Below are 17921 nucleotides of genomic sequence, written 5' to 3' on the forward strand. Positions count from 1 at the left end.
AAATGATTATTTGTACAAATAAAAAAAGCACCTCGAAAGATACTTTCTTTACATAACATATACCAGAATAATTCCAAAACAATGGGCTGTTGTGAACATAAAGCTACAAAATTCCTTTTGTTATCCTCGTTAATACTCTATGAAGGAAATCTAAACTAAAAAAGAGGACGAAAGCTATCATTACAAAAAATGCAGCCAAACGGAGAAATGCAAATGGGATAAAACTGACCAGCCAGTTTCCAGCATAGTATATTAGCACAAATGCTATCGCAATCGTTACCAAGTAGGAGATAATAACACCCATTATTTGAACATAATGAAGTTTTGAATAGGTTGCTTTCAGCTCTTTTCTGTTTTTCCAAAAATTAAAAGCGAATAGAACTACACTCAAAAAAGAAAATACACCAGCCAAGATTCTCCTCCTCTGCTTCCATATTATAAGTCTCCTGTTGCTTATCCAAACGGCTTTCATTTTCCTAGCGAATCAGCGTCTTTTATTTGCCATCACTAGAAACAACAGCATCATAATCCCAGTATAAATCAATATCCATAAAAAGGGAAAGCCCGATAAATGGGCCAGATTTTCTTCCTCCCATTGAAATAGCGGCTGCTGAGTAATCGTGGCCGGTGGAATAATCCATGTCATATATTTGAGAGATGCCGGTAAAGCATTCTCGATACCAAGTGCAGCAATGGAAAGAATGACCGTCAGTGCTAAACCGCCATAGGCATTGATGGCACTTTCCATCATTACGCTGCTGAAAAAGGCTGCTATACAAATTCCGAGCGCAGCCAATAGGATATGATTCACTATCGATACGAAACCAACTGTCATGGATACAGAATCAGAAAATAGATGAAATATAATCGGATAAAAAAAAGCAAACACTGCCAATAACAAAGTAATCAGCCCAACGGCTGCTAATTTTGCTAAATAGTACCGATAGCCGCTTCTCAAATTTAAAATCAGCAGCTGTCTTTGTACTGGTGAATCCAGAGACAAGACGCTCATGCACAGCCATGCAGAGATCACAAACAAAAATAATGCCGTAATCGCATAGCTATCGACAATTGGATTCGGCTTATATGTATAAAAAACAGCGATTAACACAATAAAGGTGGAGACCGGCGGAAAATATTTATGAGAACGGATATAATCATGCAAGCTGTATTTAATGACTTCTTTCAAATAAATCTCTCCTTATATGTAAAACGAACAAGCACACATTTTGTTCTTCATTCCTTATTAAAATCGATGTTGCCGACATACTCCACCCTACCCTGCAATTCAAGAATCCTGGACAGAATCTGATCGCTATTTTCTGAGTTAACATATAGCAGCATGCTATTCTCTCTTCTTTCTTTATGTAATATTTCGTTCCATTCCTGCACATCTTTATCCTTTAAACCCTTCACTTCAATGAGCTTAACAGCATCTTTTTCCTGAATTCTCTCTTCTGTTAAACGCCCAGCTTTTATGTAATAGGTTTGGTCAACAATCTCTTCGAAAACAGGAGCTTCATGATAGGTTAATAGAATGCTTGTTCCTCGTTCCCTTAATTCACCTAGAATCAAAATTAATTCCTGCTGAGCGGGAAAATCGAGCCCGGATAACGGTTCATCTAAAATCAGCAGCTCCGGCTGCGGAAGGATGGCTTGAATAATACCTACCTTTTGGATATTTCCTTTAGATAGCGTGCTAATTCGCCGGTCACTCCATTTATCCAATTGAAACCGATGCAATAATGATGAAATACGCTGCTTGATCCCGTCCTCCGAAATACCGCTTATCCTTCCGGTATAATGCAAATATTCATTTGGTGTAAAACGAAGATAGTTTGGGAACCGTTCTGGTACATACCCTGTCCGTATATTCTTATCAGCATATACGATCTGCCCTGAATCCGGTCGTTCTACCCCTGCAGCAATACGTAAAAAGGTGCTCTTTCCGCTGCCATTTCCGCCTAATATTGCAATTATTTGCTTTTCGTTCATGCTAAGTGACATGTCGTATAAAATAGTTTTCTTTCCGTATTTTTTGTTAATATGTCTTAGTTCAATAAGTTGTTTCATGTGATTCTCCCTGCCAAAACATTTGGTATATACTGACATACTCAATTCTATCCTTTTATAGTTCCTTTGCTAAATGATATATGTTCAATTGATTTTATCATTTTAGTTGTCTATTTTCTAACAATTGAATACAAAGAATAACTCTTGATAAATTCCATCACAACTGCTGAAAGATTTACTGACTTAATTACCTTTTTCTTGCCTCCATTTATTAAATTCTAGATATTCTCTAAAATGTTCTTTTGAAACACCAGATTCCATTGCTTCTTTCACAATCTTCACCCATTCACTATCTAACTCGGTTTCGTCTATTGAATTGTTTTCAATTATCAAATCTTTCACAGATACCTCTAAAACTTGGCTGATTTTCCCGATAAATTGGATGGAAGGGTTTGTTTGAAGGTTACGCTCGATAGAGCTTAAATAGGATTTTGCTACTCCTGCCTTTTCAGCAAGTTCTGATAATGATATTCGCTTTTCTTTACGTATTTGTTTGATTTTTTCACCAATCAAGCTCTTCACCTACTTTTTCTGAAAATTATATCATAATATTGGCGAGGAGTACTATTGTTTTTAAATGTGATCTTTTCATATAAACTTGTGAAAGAAATACTCACTACACTATAGATAATGCAATCTCTTCAAGCTGGATGTATGTGTTTTTCATCTTTATTTGTAATAGGCTTCGAGTATGCTGTTAGTTCAACTGCATTCCTTGAGATGAAGACTGTTACTGTATTTTTTCATTTCCATTGTTGTCATGAACTCCCTTTCTATTTTGTAGATTAAAATGAAAAATATACAACTCATCCATTCATTCTCTTTTGTAAGCGTGTAGACTACTGCAGTTACATTTTTTCTGATATTTAGCTCATACTACCAAAATGGAGGGAGGTATTTGAATGAGTGTAGATAAAGGAAAAAAGAAGAAGAAAAAGAATAAAGAAGAATTAAATGCCATGAAAGGCGGGAAAGAAAGACATCGCAGAAATCGTTCTTAGGTTAGTATATAAGAGGAAGGTTTAACCAGTGGGAGATTTACAGGCGAGCTAAATCAAGATTATTTCATCTTTGAAGCTATATAAAGTAACGAAAGCCTCCATGAATTGACATTCAAAGAGGCTTTCGTTAATGTCTATCATCATGTAAGAACTGAAAATGCTGCTTTTATGAACATAATCAGTCAATTCCCTCCCAAGAATTCATTAGGAATAGAAGTTAAATCAATTCCCCAAACTATTGGAACAAAATAATACACAGCCAGAATAATAATAACGGTTCCTACAATATTGACCCAGAATCCGGCTTTGATCATCTCAATAATCTTCAGCTTCCCTGTCCCGAAAATAATGGCATTAGGCGGAGTTCCGACTGGCAGCATAAAAGCACAGTTTGCTGCCATCGCACATGGAATCATCAGGGCAAACGGATGAATATTTAAAGCAACTGCCAATGCTCCCACTACCGGCAAAATCATTGTCGCTGTTGCTGTATTAGATGTAATCTCGGTCAAAGCCATAATCATCAAGGTTGCTGCTGAAATAATTACAATTAAATGGAAACCGTCTAAAACAGTCAGCTGCTGCCCCAGCCAGTCAGATAAACCTGTTTGTGTAAAGCCTGCGGCAATTGCCAAACCGCCCCCAAATAGCAGAAGTACACCCCATGGAATATCGCGAGAATCCTTCCAGGATAAAATACGTTCTTCTTTTTTTGCTGGAATGGCAAATAATAATATTGCTGCAACTACTGCAATCATCCCATCAGAAATCCCTGGAACGTTAACAATGCTAAAATTTCCATCTGTCCACAGGAAGTCTCTTGTAATCCACATAAATGCAGCAAAAACAAACACTACTGCGACCATCTTCTCTTCATAGCCTGTTTTCCCCAGTTTATTTCTTTCATTTTGAATTAATTCTTTTCCTCCAGGCAGCTGCTTTATACTTGTTTTAAATGCTACTTTACCCAAATATAGCCATGTAAAGAAAATCATAAAAACCACTACTGGAAAGGCAAACAGCATCCAAGTTGCAAAAGAAAGGCTGACACCGAATAATTCATCCAGCTGACCTGCCAGAATAATATTCGGAGGGGTTCCAATCAATGTTCCCAGACCACCAATCGTCCCTGCATAACCAATCCCGAAAATAAGTGCTTTTTCAAACTTTGGTAATTCTTTTTCTTCCGGCTTTCCTTTTAAAACACTTGCTACCTGCACAGTTATGGCCAGCCCCATTGGAATCATCATCATAACAGCAGCAGTATTGGAAACCCACATAGAAAGAAAACCAGTTGCCGCCATAAAACCAAGTAAAATCCGCTGTACACTTGTTCCGATCACGGAAATAATAAAGAGGGCAATACGTTTATGCAAATCCCATTTTTCCATTGCTGTTGCAATAAAAAACCCGCCTAAAAATAGAAAAATAATATCATTTCCGTAAGCAGAAGCTACATCTCCACCCTCCATTGCTCCAGTAATCGGGATCAATATCAATGGAAGGAGAGAAGTTGCCGGGATGGGCAGTGCCTCTGTAATCCACCATGTTGCAATCCACAACGTTGAAGCGAGAACTGCTTTCCCTTCAGTAGATAATCCTTCCGGCTGAAAAAACAGCATTGTCAAAACAAATAATAGCGGTCCCAAAATTAAACCAATCATTTGTGCCTTCGAATAAGGTGTTTTCGGCGGTTCGTTACCTGTGTTTTTAGGTTGCCCCTGAACCGTACTATCTTTTGCAGAAACTTGCTTCCTTTCTTCCGCATTTTTTTCCTTTTCAGCAATATTTTTATGGATGGCAAAAATATTTAATAAATTCTTTGTACGTTTATGCTGTCTCCAAAGTTCGTTCCATGCTGACGTTACATAGTTCATTCTCATACTCCTCCCCTTCATTTGAAAACGCTTACCAAAAGTGATTACTCCTATTTTCATCTATTTTCTTATGTTTGTATATATTTTTTAACTAACCGAAACTAGAATTGACGAAAATTGTTTTTTCCTGTTTGTGAAAGTTTATACTGCTGCAGCGGACGTCCAAAGCTATGATAAATCACATTTTTTTCAAGTAATCTTTTTTCCTCAAAAAAACGTAAATATTTACGCAAGGATACATGGGAAATATTTGCATAAGCACTTAAATCTGCTGCTGATAGCCAATCCTCATGCTCCATCATGACTGTTAATATATTTCGACATGTTTCTTTTGTAATTCCTTTGGGTAAGTCATCTGGTTTTAATACTGTCTGTTCACGAGGATGGAATAAACGGTCCACCTCTGCCTGATGTACCTTTCCTTCTGTCATTTTTACGGTCTGCTTGTAACGTAAAAGGGACTCTTGGAAGCGTTCGAAGGTAAATGGCTTCAAAAGATAATCTACGACCCCATAGCGATAGCCTGTTTGTAATGATTGCTGATCATTGGCAGATGTGATTAAAATTACGTCCACATTGATTTCTTCTGAACGGATTTGTTTTAATACATCCAGCCCATTTTTCTCCTGTAAATAAACATCGAGTAAAATCAAATCAACATCAGGCTGTCTTGCCAGCTCAATACCCTCCTCGACCGTTTCCACACTCCCTGTACAGCAAAATCCATCAATTTTTTCAATATACTTCTGATGAAATTTAGCAATAAGCGGTTCATCTTCAATAATAGCTATCCGTATCATTGTGAATTATTCCCCTCTTTGTCGTTCCATTCATATGGCATCGTAATTTGTAAACAAACACCTGCGCCAATCTCAGATTGAATATGATAATTTCCATTGCCTGCTTTAACTGCATTAATCATAATCGTCATCCCGTAGCCGCGGTTCAATCCTTTTGTCGAGTAGCCTTTTTCCAGAATAGAAGGTAAATCCTCGACATCAAAACCTTCTCCATTATCACGGATTTCATAGAATAACTCTCCGTCAAAAACATCAAAAATCAATGTGACCTTTTTTTCTTCCTGACCGACCATCGCCTCGACTGCATTTTCCAGGCTATTTCCAATAATCGTAATCCAGCGGTCAACAGCTGTTGGATCAGAAAGGCTGGGCCATTTATTTTCTCCTTGTATATCTACATCGATTTGAAGCTGTTCCAGGCGTTCCAATTTGGTCAATAAATATCCTGCAATAGCAACATCATCAATATGAGCGGAAATGATTCCCGTTTCCCGCTGATAGATCATGGAAAGACTATCTACATATTCCGCAAGCTCCTCATAGGATTCGGTATAGACCATTGCTCCGATAATATGAAGCTTATTCATAAACTCATGCGTTTGCATTCGCAGCGTATGAGCATAGGACTCTACTCCAGAAAGCTTCTTCATCATGGCGTCCAGCTCATTTCGATCCCGGAAAGTGACAAGTGCCCCGACATTATGTTTATCCACTTGAAAGGAAACACTGTTCGTGATCATTTCTAACTCACCGAAGCGGACAGCTTTATCGTACACAGCCTTTTCCCCGTTTACGAATACTTCCAGTGACAGTTCAGGCCAGATTGCACTTATTTTCTGCCCAATAATATTTCCATAATGCCCGGCACGCTCCAGCATTATTTCTGCGGATGGATTCGCAATAATGATGTGACCGTCTGCATTGATTGCGATAACTCCTTCACTCACGCTGTCAAGCATTGCTTCCCGTTCCTCCATCATATAGGCAATCTCCTGAGGCTCCAGATTAAACAACGTTTTCTTCAGCCTTCTTGCTAAAAGGTAAGAGCCTGCTAAACCGAGAAGAAGACTTACAGCTGTTCCGTAAATAGTTATCTTTACACTATCCCATACAGCCTGATTGGTAACTTCTGTGGAAATCCCGACAGAAATCGCTCCTATCTGCATCCCTTCTTGATTATAAACTGGTTCAAAAGCGCGCATCGACGGTCCTAAGGTGCCAACTGCCTCAGACGTATAGCTTTTTCCTTCAAATACTTCATCGATATCCCCGCCGACAAAATGTTCTCCAATCCGCTCTGGAACAGGATGCATCAGCCGGATTCCTTCCATATTCATCAACACGATATATTGCAGATCATTATTCTCGCGAACCTCGGCTGCAATAGCGCGGAGCTCTTCATCAGCCTCCCCTTTTGCGAGTGCATCTGCAACGACAGGCATGCGGGCAAAATGACTTGCACTCAAGCTCGCTTTATCAGCAAGCGCTTCCTTTGTATCTGCTGCTTGATTATAACCGATAAGCAGCCCTGTAACAAGCAGTGTCAAGCAAATCAATCCGCTGGTGAACAGCAGCATTTGAAGCATGAACGGCATGTCTTTTTTTCGCATACCAGCTCGTCCTCCTCCCTGTTCAGCAAAACTGCTTCTCTTTTTACAATTGTACAATTTTTATTCATATCAAGGAGTGCGGCTTTCCCAGCACACTCCATAACTGTTCGTATATTTAAAAATAATAACACAGATTCGAAAGTACGAACGTAAATCAGCTATATTTTTCATTGCTTTCTGTTAAAATTCGATACGCTATGAAAATAGGCACTGTTCATTCAAATTGTTAAAAGAACTAACTATGTAATAAGAGCTTGATGTATTTTTTCACAGGAGATATAACAAGAGATTTTTTGATTTGATATACTAAAGTTCTACCCCTAAACCTTGCAGATATCTCTTTTTCCTGTTCAAAAATATTTTCCGATAAAAAATGCTGATTATCCAAATCCAGAGTCCTGTCCATAGGATTCCTAAAAAACCAAAAGGATGATCAAAGATACCACTAACTACATAGAGCACAGACAGCAGGTTCATGACCGTATATATAACTAAAAATGCATAATTTAAATATAGAATTGGGCCAACCAAGGTCTTTTTTACGAATTTTCCCCTCTGTAAGCAGTTGTTTATCTTTTTTCATTTCAGCAAAGGCTATACTGTAAGGATATAGCAAAAAGTGTTTTAATCATTGCATTGATTGATAGTTCCTCCTTTTCTAATACTTCGGTATATACCACTTTCATTCTCATTTATTTCCAATCCAATCACATTGTATCGCACAACTTTTCAAAATCCAATTGCTTTTATTTCTCTCCTATTTTTAATAAAAATTCCTAAAAAAACCAAGAATACCGCTTGTTCTTTAAAACTTCGGTGTTCTTGCCAAAGAGATGTCCGCTACGGGAAGCAGAGTGTATTTCTGGGGTTGCGATTACTTACCCCATGAAATCCGTTGGAGCGGATATATTCAGCATTTTTTTCTTTCTTACTCTTTAAAAAAATCCGGATAATCTTCACATACAATAAATCGTGTGTAAAGATCATCCAGATTTACAAAGCAGATAGCAATGCGGGAAAGCTCAATGATTACGCAAAATTAAATAATCTAACAGCTGATAAAAGAAATCAATATCCGGCAGCGTTGCTAACTCTTTTCTGGCGGCCATGTAGTGCCTCCACATTTCTTTCTGTGCTTCTTCCTGGCCAAGGATGGACACAAACGTCGAGCTGTTATTTCGCTCGTCTCTTCCCGGCTGTTTGCCTAACAGCTTCGCATCCCCCGTTATATCTAATAAATCGTCCTTGATTTGAAAGGCAATGCCTGCGTGGTACGCGAAACGCTGGACTGCCTGTTTCCGCTCGTCCGATTCTCCAGCCATAATGATCGGCATCATCAAGGCCGCTTCAAAACCAAAGGAGGTCTTATAAACCGATAATTCTCTCAGCTCATCCAGCGTTAATTGCTTTCCTTTTGCCTGCAAATCCAAAAATTGTCCCTGACACATGTTTTGGGTGGTCCGGGTGGAATAAGCAATAAGCTCCAGCAGCCTGCCAGGTTCTTGATGTTTGATTACAGCCTGCTCTTCTACAGCGCGCTGTGTTAACCAAAGTCCAGTCAGCTCCGCCGTCGCATGATTATATTTCTCATGCAGCGTCTGCTTGCCTCTTCTTTCAGGTGCATTATCCTGTGACGGCAAATCATCAAAAATAAGCGAGGCGGTATGCATATATTCTATTGATTTTACTAAGGGCAGGACCAAATGGTCTGGAAGACGAAGCCCTTCTTTTGCCAGAACCCACGTCATCATCGGGCGTAAACGCTTGGCATTGCCTGACAGGCTGTCGTTTGCCGCTTCTTCTAACGAATTTTTCGCTGACTCAAAGGGAAGCTGTTCTTCTACTTGTTCTTTGATTCCTTTCATTTTCGATACAAACTGGTTCTTTAATTGCTGATTTTGTTTTAATGTATCTAAAAATTGATCACGGATCCATTTATCAAAGAATGCTACGTTGTGCGTACGATGTACTGTTTTCTCTAAAGCTTTGTCAAAATTCGGATCAAAGGAAAACTGCTGCATCAATTTCTGATAGCGTTCTTTTCCCAATCTTGCCTTTAGCCGTTTTAAACCGTTTATTGCCCTGTCCAAAATAACATCTCTTATCTCCGGCTTTCCCGGATAGAGCTTATGAATAAAATAATAAATAACAGACCAATACATGGCAAAGGGATTGATTAAATTAGAATTCTGTTCACGATACGTCACAAAATACGTATACGGCGTGACATTCCTATTCGTCAGGTCTTCATCTAAATCTGTTAAATCATCCGCAAGCTGGTTATACATCCCGTAATGAAACATATTTGCTTCGATGTTCTCAACCTCTGAAAAAGGCTTAAACGAACGGATAATCAGTCTGGAGGAAGCCGATTTTAAAATAACAGATGTATACAGGTCTTCATTGGTATACCTGTCATTATCCAAATGCTTTTGCCTGTCCAGTTCCTGTGCTTCGAAAAATAAATACGCATTTTCCAGGAAAAGTTGTCTATTCTCCTCCGGCTGGCAGGACTTTAAATAATGAAATGCTTCCGACAGCTCCTGATGCACAGCAGAAATGAATTCCCAATGATTCTTCTGCCAATCGTCAGCTTTTACTGGAAGCACCTCCCCTGTGAATAACGTCTGCCGGATAAAATAAGCGAAAGTCTTCTTCTCCGATGCCGTTAACATATCCGCATCCAGCACATCATCAATCAGCGGATAGGTCAATCCATAATAATATCCTGTACGAACAGCCTGATCTAACAGCTGCCTCCTCCGATCTTTGGACAGTTCTCCATCCAATTCTTCCAATTCATGCATAACGACACCAGCAATAATCTTCATTATTTTTCGTTTCGCTTCTTTTTTATCCAAACCATCCGGAAGTATCGCGGAGACACGTTTAAGTTTATCCGACACCCAGAAGAATACTTCTTCCAGCGATTCTTTTTGTGCCATTTGGTAAAGCTCTGTCAGATGGAACGGCACTCGCTGCTCCTTCTGATTCAAGTAATTTTTGACGCCTTCTGTGACAGCAGTTATTCTGTTCTGCATTGCTTCAGAGGTAATATCCCTTCCCAGGTCACGAAAATAAATGTACGAAATACTTCGATGCAAATAAGCATCAAGCTGGCCTGATTTCGCTAAATAAGAAATAAATAATTTGCTTGGCTGCTGCTTCCAATGATCTATATTTACCCATGTTTTCTTTTTATCTTGTTGATATTGATGAAGCGTCTCTATCAAGGCTGACGCAAAATTCTCTTCTTGTATTTGAGCCTGCAGCGTTTGAAAATATGCTTTTGCCTGCTCTTGCTTTGTCTGAAAATAATCTTTGTCCATCTGCATGTTCCGTCCTCATTTTTTTGTTAAGTAATTAAGTATACCACGATGTTCCGTACACAATAATGATGCAAGTAAAACTTAACAAAATCTTTACATTGGTTAAAAATATGCCGTTTACCTGACCTAAAAATCCCAAGTAAAACGGCATATTTTTTTAAGAGGTTATTCAAAAAGCCCGTTAAAAAGGACTTTTTGAATACACACTTTAACTTATTTCTATTCATTTCGTTTATGCTCTATGAAAAATCTTTTTTGCTATTTCCATACAAACCACAGCGGCAGCTGCCAGTCCTGTTGCAATTCCCCATTCCTGGAAACTAAAGGAAGCAGGTATGTTAAACACCTCTCTTGCAAAAGGAAGCAGCGTTATCCCATATAAAGCAAACCCGATTACAACTGCTCCTATCACATATTTATTAGAGAAGAAGCCAATTTTAATCGATGTCTGTGTATTCGAACGTGCGGCAAAGGTCTGCAGGGTACGTGACATAATCAACGTCGTAAATGCCATCGCCACACCCATTTCATTGGAATGGGACAGACCAATATAGAAAGAAATAACAACAGCAGCAGCAATTAAAATCCCTCTTGTCAAAACAGTTCGCAGCGTACCGCCGGCAAATATACCTTCGTTAACCGGGCGCGGTTTCCGCTTCATCACGCCTGCCTCTGATTTTTCCACACCTAACGCAATTGCAGGCAGCGAGTCATTGACTAAATTAATAAACAAGAGCTGCAACGCTGTAAATGGATTCGGCAGATTGAAGATAACAGCATACAGAATCGCGAGGATGGCTCCAAGATTCCCGGCAAATAAATAACCTATTGCTTTTTTAATATTATCAAATACGGTTCTCCCGACCTGAACAGCATTAACAATAGATACAAAATTATCATCGGTCAGAATCATTGCCGACGAATCCTTGGATACATCTGTTCCGCTTCCCATTGCAATACCGATATCCGCCTGTTTTAAAGCAGGCGCGTCATTCACTCCGTCACCCGTCATGGCTGTTACAGCACCTCTTTGCTGCCAGGCTCGGACAATTCTTATTTTATTTTCAGGTGATACGCGGGCGTAAACGGAAATCTGCTCAATTTTGTCCTCTAATTCTTCCTCTGACATCTTATCGAGATCTTTTCCTGTGATTGCAATATCATCATTTTCCATTAAGCCGATATCCCGCCCAATTGCCTGTGCAGTAGTTTTATGATCGCCGGTAATCATAATGGTCCGGATCCCGGCTGCTTTTGCTTCTTCAATCGATCCGTACACCGCTTCCCTTGGCGGGTCCATCATCGCAGTCAGCCCGACTAACACAAAATCCCGCTCATCCTCATACGTAATATCTGTCTGATTATCAGGCAAGCGTTTATAACCATAAGCCAATACGCGCAGAGCCTGGTTGGAGAAGTCTTCATTGGCTCCTTCAAACCGCTCCAGCAAATCATCGGTCAATGGCTGTTCCTCACCATCCAGCAGCACATGACTTGCGCGATGAAACATTACATCTGGACCGCCCTTGGCAAATAACAGACGTTCCCCGTCCATATAGTGAACAGTGGACATCAGCTTGCGGTCAGAATCAAAGGGCAGTTCTGCTTCCCGTGGATATTTTTTTCGTAATTCCTGATAACTGTGCGCATGTTTATCCGCAAATTGAATTAAAGCAACCTCCGTCGGATCGCCAATCTCTTGGTTCTCCTGATTAATATACGAATCATTACAAAGGGCTGCAATATAGATAAGAAATCTCTCGGACTTATCCCATTCATCCGGATTCTCCGGTAAACGTTCATTTTTATGAAAAGGGATAAAATCATCGGTAACGGTCATTTTATTTTGGGTCAGTGTCCCTGTTTTGTCTGTACAAATAATCCGTGTAGATCCAAGCGTCTCTACAGCTGGCAGCTTACGAATAATGGCATGCTGCTTTGCCATTTTATTTGTGCCGACAGATAAGACAATAGTAACAATCGATTGCAACGCCTCAGGGATAGCAGCAACTGCGATAGCTACCGAGAACATCAGCGCATTTAATAATGCAGTGGTTGTATCTGCCTCACTGTCGCCAAACCAGATACGAGCTGCCTGAACAGCAAAAATAGCAATACATAAAATCAAAATGCCGACACCGAGCTTCTTGCTGAAACTGTTTAATTTCTGTTGTAATGGCGTTTCTTTCTGCTCTGCAGTAGAAAGCATATCGGCAATTTTACCGACCTCTGTTTGGTTTCCTGTACCGGTAACTACAAAGGTTCCCCGTCCATAAACAACCAAAGAGCTGCTGTACACCATATTTAGTCTGTCTCCTAAAGCAGCCTCGTCCTCAATGATATCGGTGTTCTTTTCTACCGCCTCCGATTCGCCGGTAAGCATTCCTTCATTTACTCGTAAAGAGCCGCTTTCCAGCATACGTCCATCCGCAGGTATATAGTCTCCCGCTTCTAAGTAGACAATATCACCGGGAACAAGCTCTTTGGCAGCGATTGTTTTTTCGGTTCCATCCCGCATCACATTCGCATCTGGGGCAGACATATCCCGTAATGCCTCCAGCGAGCTTTCCGCTTTTCTCGTCTGTACCACGCTGATTACAGAGTTAATCAGCAGAACCAGAAAGATAATAATGGATTCTACCCATTCTCCAATCAATATTTGTACTGCAGCCGCCGCTAACAGGACAATAACCATCGGATCTTTGAAGGTCTCTAAGAAAAGCTTCCACGTCGGTACTTTTTCTTTATCCGCTATCTCATTATATCCGTATTGATCCAGTCTGGATGCCGCTTCTTCGGTTGATAGCCCCTGTTGGGAAGCCTCTAATTCTTCCAAAACATCTGCAGCTTTTTTTTGATACATTTCCATTTTCAAAATCTCCCTGCTTGTTCATTTTTCAATTATAGAGTGCATTTATTGTTTATTTTGCATTCTTCAACACATTCCATCCCCATTTTTAACATAATACAGCAATGAAAGGTTTTTCTTTATCTTGAGCTATTGCCTTTTTTTATTCAATTGAAACCTTATTACTGCAGGAAAGAAGGAATCTTTACAAAATCTACATATTTTTTGTTTTTTTAAATGATTTAACTTATCCTGCTGCTATGGAAGCTATTATATACTTCTTTTTCCTTTCATGCTTGCTTAGATATACCGTAATCTGCCAAAAGTCAATAGAGACTTTGCAACAGCCTGTTTTTTGTCCATCAAAAAAACTGACCTTGTCTCTGGTCAGTTTTTCTGCCGTTATTACTTCCGCTCATTCCCCATCTCAATAATCCGCTGATTCCGGCTGCCGCGAAAGGATAAGGTTAAATCCCGCTCAGCTAATCTAAATGGTCCGTCCACCAGCACATCTACATAGTTAAGAAGCTCCAGCTGATGCGGATCTTTGTTCTCACGCAGCTCTTCTATTGTCCATCCTGTGTACGCCCATATATTTTTCCCCAGCTCCTTCAATTGTCTGGAAACACTTGCTGCAGCTTCTGCCTGGTAAAATGGATCTCCGCCGCTTAACGTAATATCTGTCAATGGATTCCATGCCTCCTCGACAATCTGCTGCACATTCATCTCCCTGCCATTTCGTATATTCCACGACCTTGGATTATGGCATCCCTTGCAGTAATGGGGACAGCCGGCAAAGAAAATAACCGTACGTAATCCCTCTCCGTCGACGACCGAATCATGATAAATGGATAAAATCCGTGCTGTTTCCATCATACATGCCTCACCCTGTCCCGTTCTTCCGATGCTTTTGCTGTATTCCATTTATCCATCGTTCCTACCAGATAGCCGGTAATACGGCGAATCCGGTCAAATTGTCTTTCATCCGCGATTTGACAGCTTGGACATGCGTTATCGATCGTTCCGGTATAGCCGCAGCTTTTACAGCGGTCGACCGGATGGTTTACACTGCCATAGCCAATACCGCTTTCAGCCATGGTTTTCACAAGAGTATCGATAGCTTTTATATTTTTGCTGACATCTCCATCTACTTCAATATAAGTGATATGACCGGCATTGGTATACGGGTGATAGATGGCTTCCCGTTTTATTTTCTCCACAGCTCGAATCGGATAGTACACAGGGATATGAAACGAATTTGTATAATAATCTCTGTCTGTAATGCCTTCTCTCATCCCAAAATCCTTGCGATCCTGCTTCACAAATCGGCCGCTCAGCCCTTCTGCCGGTGTTGCAATCAGCGAATAGTTCAAATCATAATCTTCTGCAGCCTCGTCACACTTCTTCCGTAAAAAGGCAACAATCTCTTCTCCCAGCTCCTGCGCCTGTTCTGATTCTCCATGATGCTTGCCTGTCAATGCTTTTAAACACTCCGCCAGGCCAATAAAACCGACACTTAAACTCCCCTGCTTCAATACCTCTTCCAATGTATCCTCTGGATTTAGTTCGTCACTGCCTGTCCAGACGCCCTCTCCATGCAAAAAAGTGAAGTTATTCACAAGTTTATTCGCCTGAAATACATACCGTTCATACAATTGACGAATGACCATTTCCGTATAGACCTCTAATTTCGCCATAAATGCCTCGACGGTTGATGAGATCAGCGCTATTTTCACTAAATTAATACTGGTAAAGGAGATATTGCCGCGCCCGAGACTATTTTCTTCTCCATGACGATTAGCCATAATACGCGTACGGCAGCCCATATAAGCTACTTCCGAATCCGGGTTTCCTTCCTCATAATAAACGAAGTTGAATGGCGCATCGATAAAACTGAAGTTTGGAAAAAGCCTTTTTGCTGTTGTTTCCAGAGCCAGCTGATACAAATCATAGTTTGGATCCGCTTTATAAAAATTAACGTCTTTTTTCATTTTAAAAATTTGAATCGGAAAAATTGGTGTCTCCCCTTTTCCTAAACCAGCCTGTGTAGCTAAAAGAAGATTTTTTATAATCAGTCTTCCTTCTCTGCTTGTATCTGTTCCATAATTAATTGACGTAAATGGAACCTGACCGCCGCTTCTGGAATGGAGGCTGTTCAAATTATGAATAAACGCTTCACAGGCCTGGTAGCATTCCCGGTCCGTTTCCTCCCAAGCTAACTTCTCCAATTCCTGTGGAGCAAGGAGAAGCTGATATTTCTGTAATCTATGCAGCCGTTTTTGATAGGATTTCTTCACAAAGGGGGCTAAATCATAATCAAACGCCTGGAAGCTCTGTCCACCATGCTGCTGATTTTGATTGCTTTGAAAGACGATTGCCGCTAATGCCATCGCACTCATGATGCTTTGCGGGGAGCGCATATGTCCATGCCCCGTGTTAAACCCTTTTTCCAACAATTTACCTAAAGGAATTTGGCAGCAGGTCGCTGTCCCTGTGGGCATATAATCTAAATCATGAATATGAATATAATTATCCTCCATTGCCTGCTTCGCTTCCCGGCTCAACATCTTTTCCTTCGCATAAAGCTTTGCACTTTCACTGGCAAACTTGTTCATCTGCCCGCATGGTGATTTCCCGTCCACATTGGCATTCTCCTGTATTAAATCCTGATTGGTGCTGGATACAATCTCTTGAAAATCCTGCATTAAATCTGCTTCTGTACTTTCAGGAGCAGTCATTACTTCCGCCATCTCCTATTCCTCCTTCTTCGTCTCTGCAAATACGTTTCAACGCATCCAAAAAACTATATATAGTATGTTTAAAAACAAAGTAAAACTATATATAGTTCAATAGTAAAGGAGGTTAGAAAGGAGTTCAAATGGATATTTTATGACTTTTACCACTTTTTCTTCTCATTCTCTATCCCGATTATGAATTTTTTAAGTCATTTTTGAACCGATTCAAGCATTCCTTCCAGAAGCTGCTGCCGATTATCCTGCCGCAGGAATCCTTCTTCTGTGATTTTCTGCAGAATCTGCTTTTTTTGCTCCGGTGTGAAAGGCAGGTGGAGGATTCTTTTTCTTGCCTGATCAAGAAAGATAAGATCAGCTTCTATTTCTGCTGGCAGCTGATCCGCCAGCTTATTTTTTAACTGTTTTGCGTAAATTGGACTCGCGCCGCCGGTGGACAACGCAATGCTTAACGCTCCCCTTTGAAGAACAGCAGGAAAGGACACATCACTTTTCCATGCATCATTGGCAACATAAACCAACTGCTGCGCCTGTTTGTTTTCATAAAGGGAGAGATTCAGTTCTTTCTTATCTGTCATTAATAAAAGGAATAGACAATCAAATTGTTCTCCCTCGTGAACCTCTCTTTCCTGCCACTTGATTTTTCCTTTTTGATAAAGCTGCTGCAAAAATGGATGTAGTTTTGGCGCGATGATGGTGATAGCTGCTCCAGCATCTAAAAAATGACGTACTTTTCTCGCTGCAACAGCTCCTCCGCCGACTGCAATGACGGTCTGATTCTTTACCTCTAAAAAGAGCGGCATGTGCATCAGCTGACTTTTCCTTTCAGCAATGCTTCGACCCGGTCGACTAGGACTGTAACGAGCTGATCATCAAAACCCAAATACGGACAAAGAATAAATTGTTTATCTGTCCGTTCAGAGAGTTCATCCAACTTTTGGCGCAGCTCCCTCATTAATACACCGGAGAATAACAAATAGGGAACAACATACACCACCGAATTAGGACTTTTAAGCAATTGCTCCAGCCCCTCATCCAATGTAGGACGGGTTGCTGCCAGGTAACATGTATTTACTTCGTTTACCGGAGCTGCTTCCCATAATAAGCGTGCCATTTTGGCAAGGTCGCTATTGGCATCCGGATCACTGCTGCCCCGCCCGACAAGTAACACAGAAGCAGGTTCGCGTTCTTCATACACAGGCGGCTTACCGGTTTGCTTCAATCCTCCCATTTCCAGACGTTTGCTAAGTAAATCAATGATTGCCGGATCTACTCCCATCACCTTTCCATAGGTAAAGGTAACGTCTGGATAGCGTTTTTCTGCCTGCTCTATTTCTTTTGGGATATCCAGCTTTGCATGCCCTGCTGCAAGCAATAGAACCGGTACCACTGCAATCTGTGCTGCTCCCTGCCGGACACAGCTGTCGATGCCCGTTTGGATGGACGGCGAAGCAAGTTCGATAAAGCAGGCCTCCTGTATCTGAATCTGCGGATTTTTTTTCTTTGCTCTGTCTACAAAAGCCAGCAGCTCTTCATTCCCTCGTTGTACCCGGCTTCCATGCCCGATATATAAAATAGCCTGCATCCTGTATTCCCCTTTCTCTATTTCTCTTTCAAGTCTAGCAAACTTCCA

Annotated in this window: 13 protein-coding genes; all 13 read right to left on the bottom strand. The window is 40.6% G+C overall.

The genetic code is table 11. The annotated features are described in order from the left end of the window. Nucleotides 1-103 precede the first annotated feature (103 nt). Entirely contained in the window at nt 104-412 is a 309-nt protein-coding gene (locus MKX55_RS16965) for a hypothetical protein (RefSeq protein WP_339178997.1), read from the bottom strand. 72 nt (nt 413-484) lie between these two features. Then, entirely contained in the window at nt 485-1189 is a 705-nt protein-coding gene (locus tag MKX55_RS16970; protein WP_339178999.1) for a hypothetical protein, read from the bottom strand. Nucleotides 1190-1236: 47 nt separating this feature from the next. After that, nucleotides 1237-2073: an ABC transporter ATP-binding protein gene (locus MKX55_RS16975; protein ID WP_339233603.1), complete on the bottom strand. Its 837-nt coding sequence runs from the start codon at nt 2071-2073 to the stop codon at nt 1237-1239. A gap of 183 nt (nt 2074-2256) precedes the next feature. After that, entirely contained in the window at nt 2257-2586 is a 330-nt protein-coding gene (locus MKX55_RS16980) for a helix-turn-helix domain-containing protein (protein WP_339179002.1), read from the bottom strand. 670 nt (nt 2587-3256) lie between these two features. Then, complete coding sequence (locus tag MKX55_RS16985) at nt 3257-4957, bottom strand: SLC13 family permease (RefSeq protein ID WP_339179005.1); 1701 nt, start codon at nt 4955-4957, stop codon at nt 3257-3259. A 95-nt stretch (nt 4958-5052) separates the two neighbouring features. After that, entirely contained in the window at nt 5053-5751 is a 699-nt protein-coding gene (locus MKX55_RS16990; protein WP_339233606.1) for a response regulator, read from the bottom strand. After that, nucleotides 5748-7361, bottom strand: coding sequence for an ATP-binding protein (locus MKX55_RS16995; RefSeq protein ID WP_339179009.1), 1614 nt, complete (start codon nt 7359-7361; stop codon nt 5748-5750). Before MKX55_RS16995 ends, MKX55_RS16990 begins: the two co-directional genes overlap by 4 nt. A gap of 1022 nt (nt 7362-8383) precedes the next feature. Then, nucleotides 8384-10696 carry a polyprenyl synthetase family protein gene (locus tag MKX55_RS17000; protein WP_339233608.1) on the bottom strand — a complete coding sequence of 771 codons (2313 nt, stop codon included), beginning with the start codon at nt 10694-10696 and terminating at the stop codon, nt 8384-8386. Nucleotides 10697-10922: 226 nt separating this feature from the next. Beyond that, nucleotides 10923-13559, bottom strand: coding sequence for a cation-translocating P-type ATPase (locus MKX55_RS17005; RefSeq protein ID WP_339179012.1), 2637 nt, complete (start codon nt 13557-13559; stop codon nt 10923-10925). A 384-nt stretch (nt 13560-13943) separates the two neighbouring features. After that, nucleotides 13944-14414, bottom strand: a complete 471-nt coding sequence (gene nrdG / locus MKX55_RS17010) for an anaerobic ribonucleoside-triphosphate reductase activating protein (RefSeq protein ID WP_339179015.1) — start codon at nt 14412-14414, stop codon at nt 13944-13946. After that, nucleotides 14411-16288, bottom strand: coding sequence for an anaerobic ribonucleoside triphosphate reductase (locus MKX55_RS17015; RefSeq protein ID WP_339233610.1), 1878 nt, complete (start codon nt 16286-16288; stop codon nt 14411-14413). The genes nrdG and MKX55_RS17015 overlap by 4 nt, the downstream gene beginning before the upstream one ends. A gap of 194 nt (nt 16289-16482) precedes the next feature. Next, nucleotides 16483-17097, bottom strand: a complete 615-nt coding sequence (locus MKX55_RS17020; protein WP_339179020.1) for a bifunctional precorrin-2 dehydrogenase/sirohydrochlorin ferrochelatase — start codon at nt 17095-17097, stop codon at nt 16483-16485. Next, nucleotides 17097-17873: a sirohydrochlorin chelatase gene (locus MKX55_RS17025; protein WP_339179022.1), complete on the bottom strand. Its 777-nt coding sequence runs from the start codon at nt 17871-17873 to the stop codon at nt 17097-17099. The genes MKX55_RS17020 and MKX55_RS17025 overlap by 1 nt, the downstream gene beginning before the upstream one ends. Between the last annotated feature and the right edge of the window lie 48 nt (nt 17874-17921).

It is taken from the genome of Oceanobacillus sp. FSL W7-1281 (assembly GCF_037969835.1).
In the GTDB taxonomy this organism is placed as follows: domain Bacteria; phylum Bacillota; class Bacilli; order Bacillales; family Amphibacillaceae; genus Oceanobacillus; species Oceanobacillus oncorhynchi.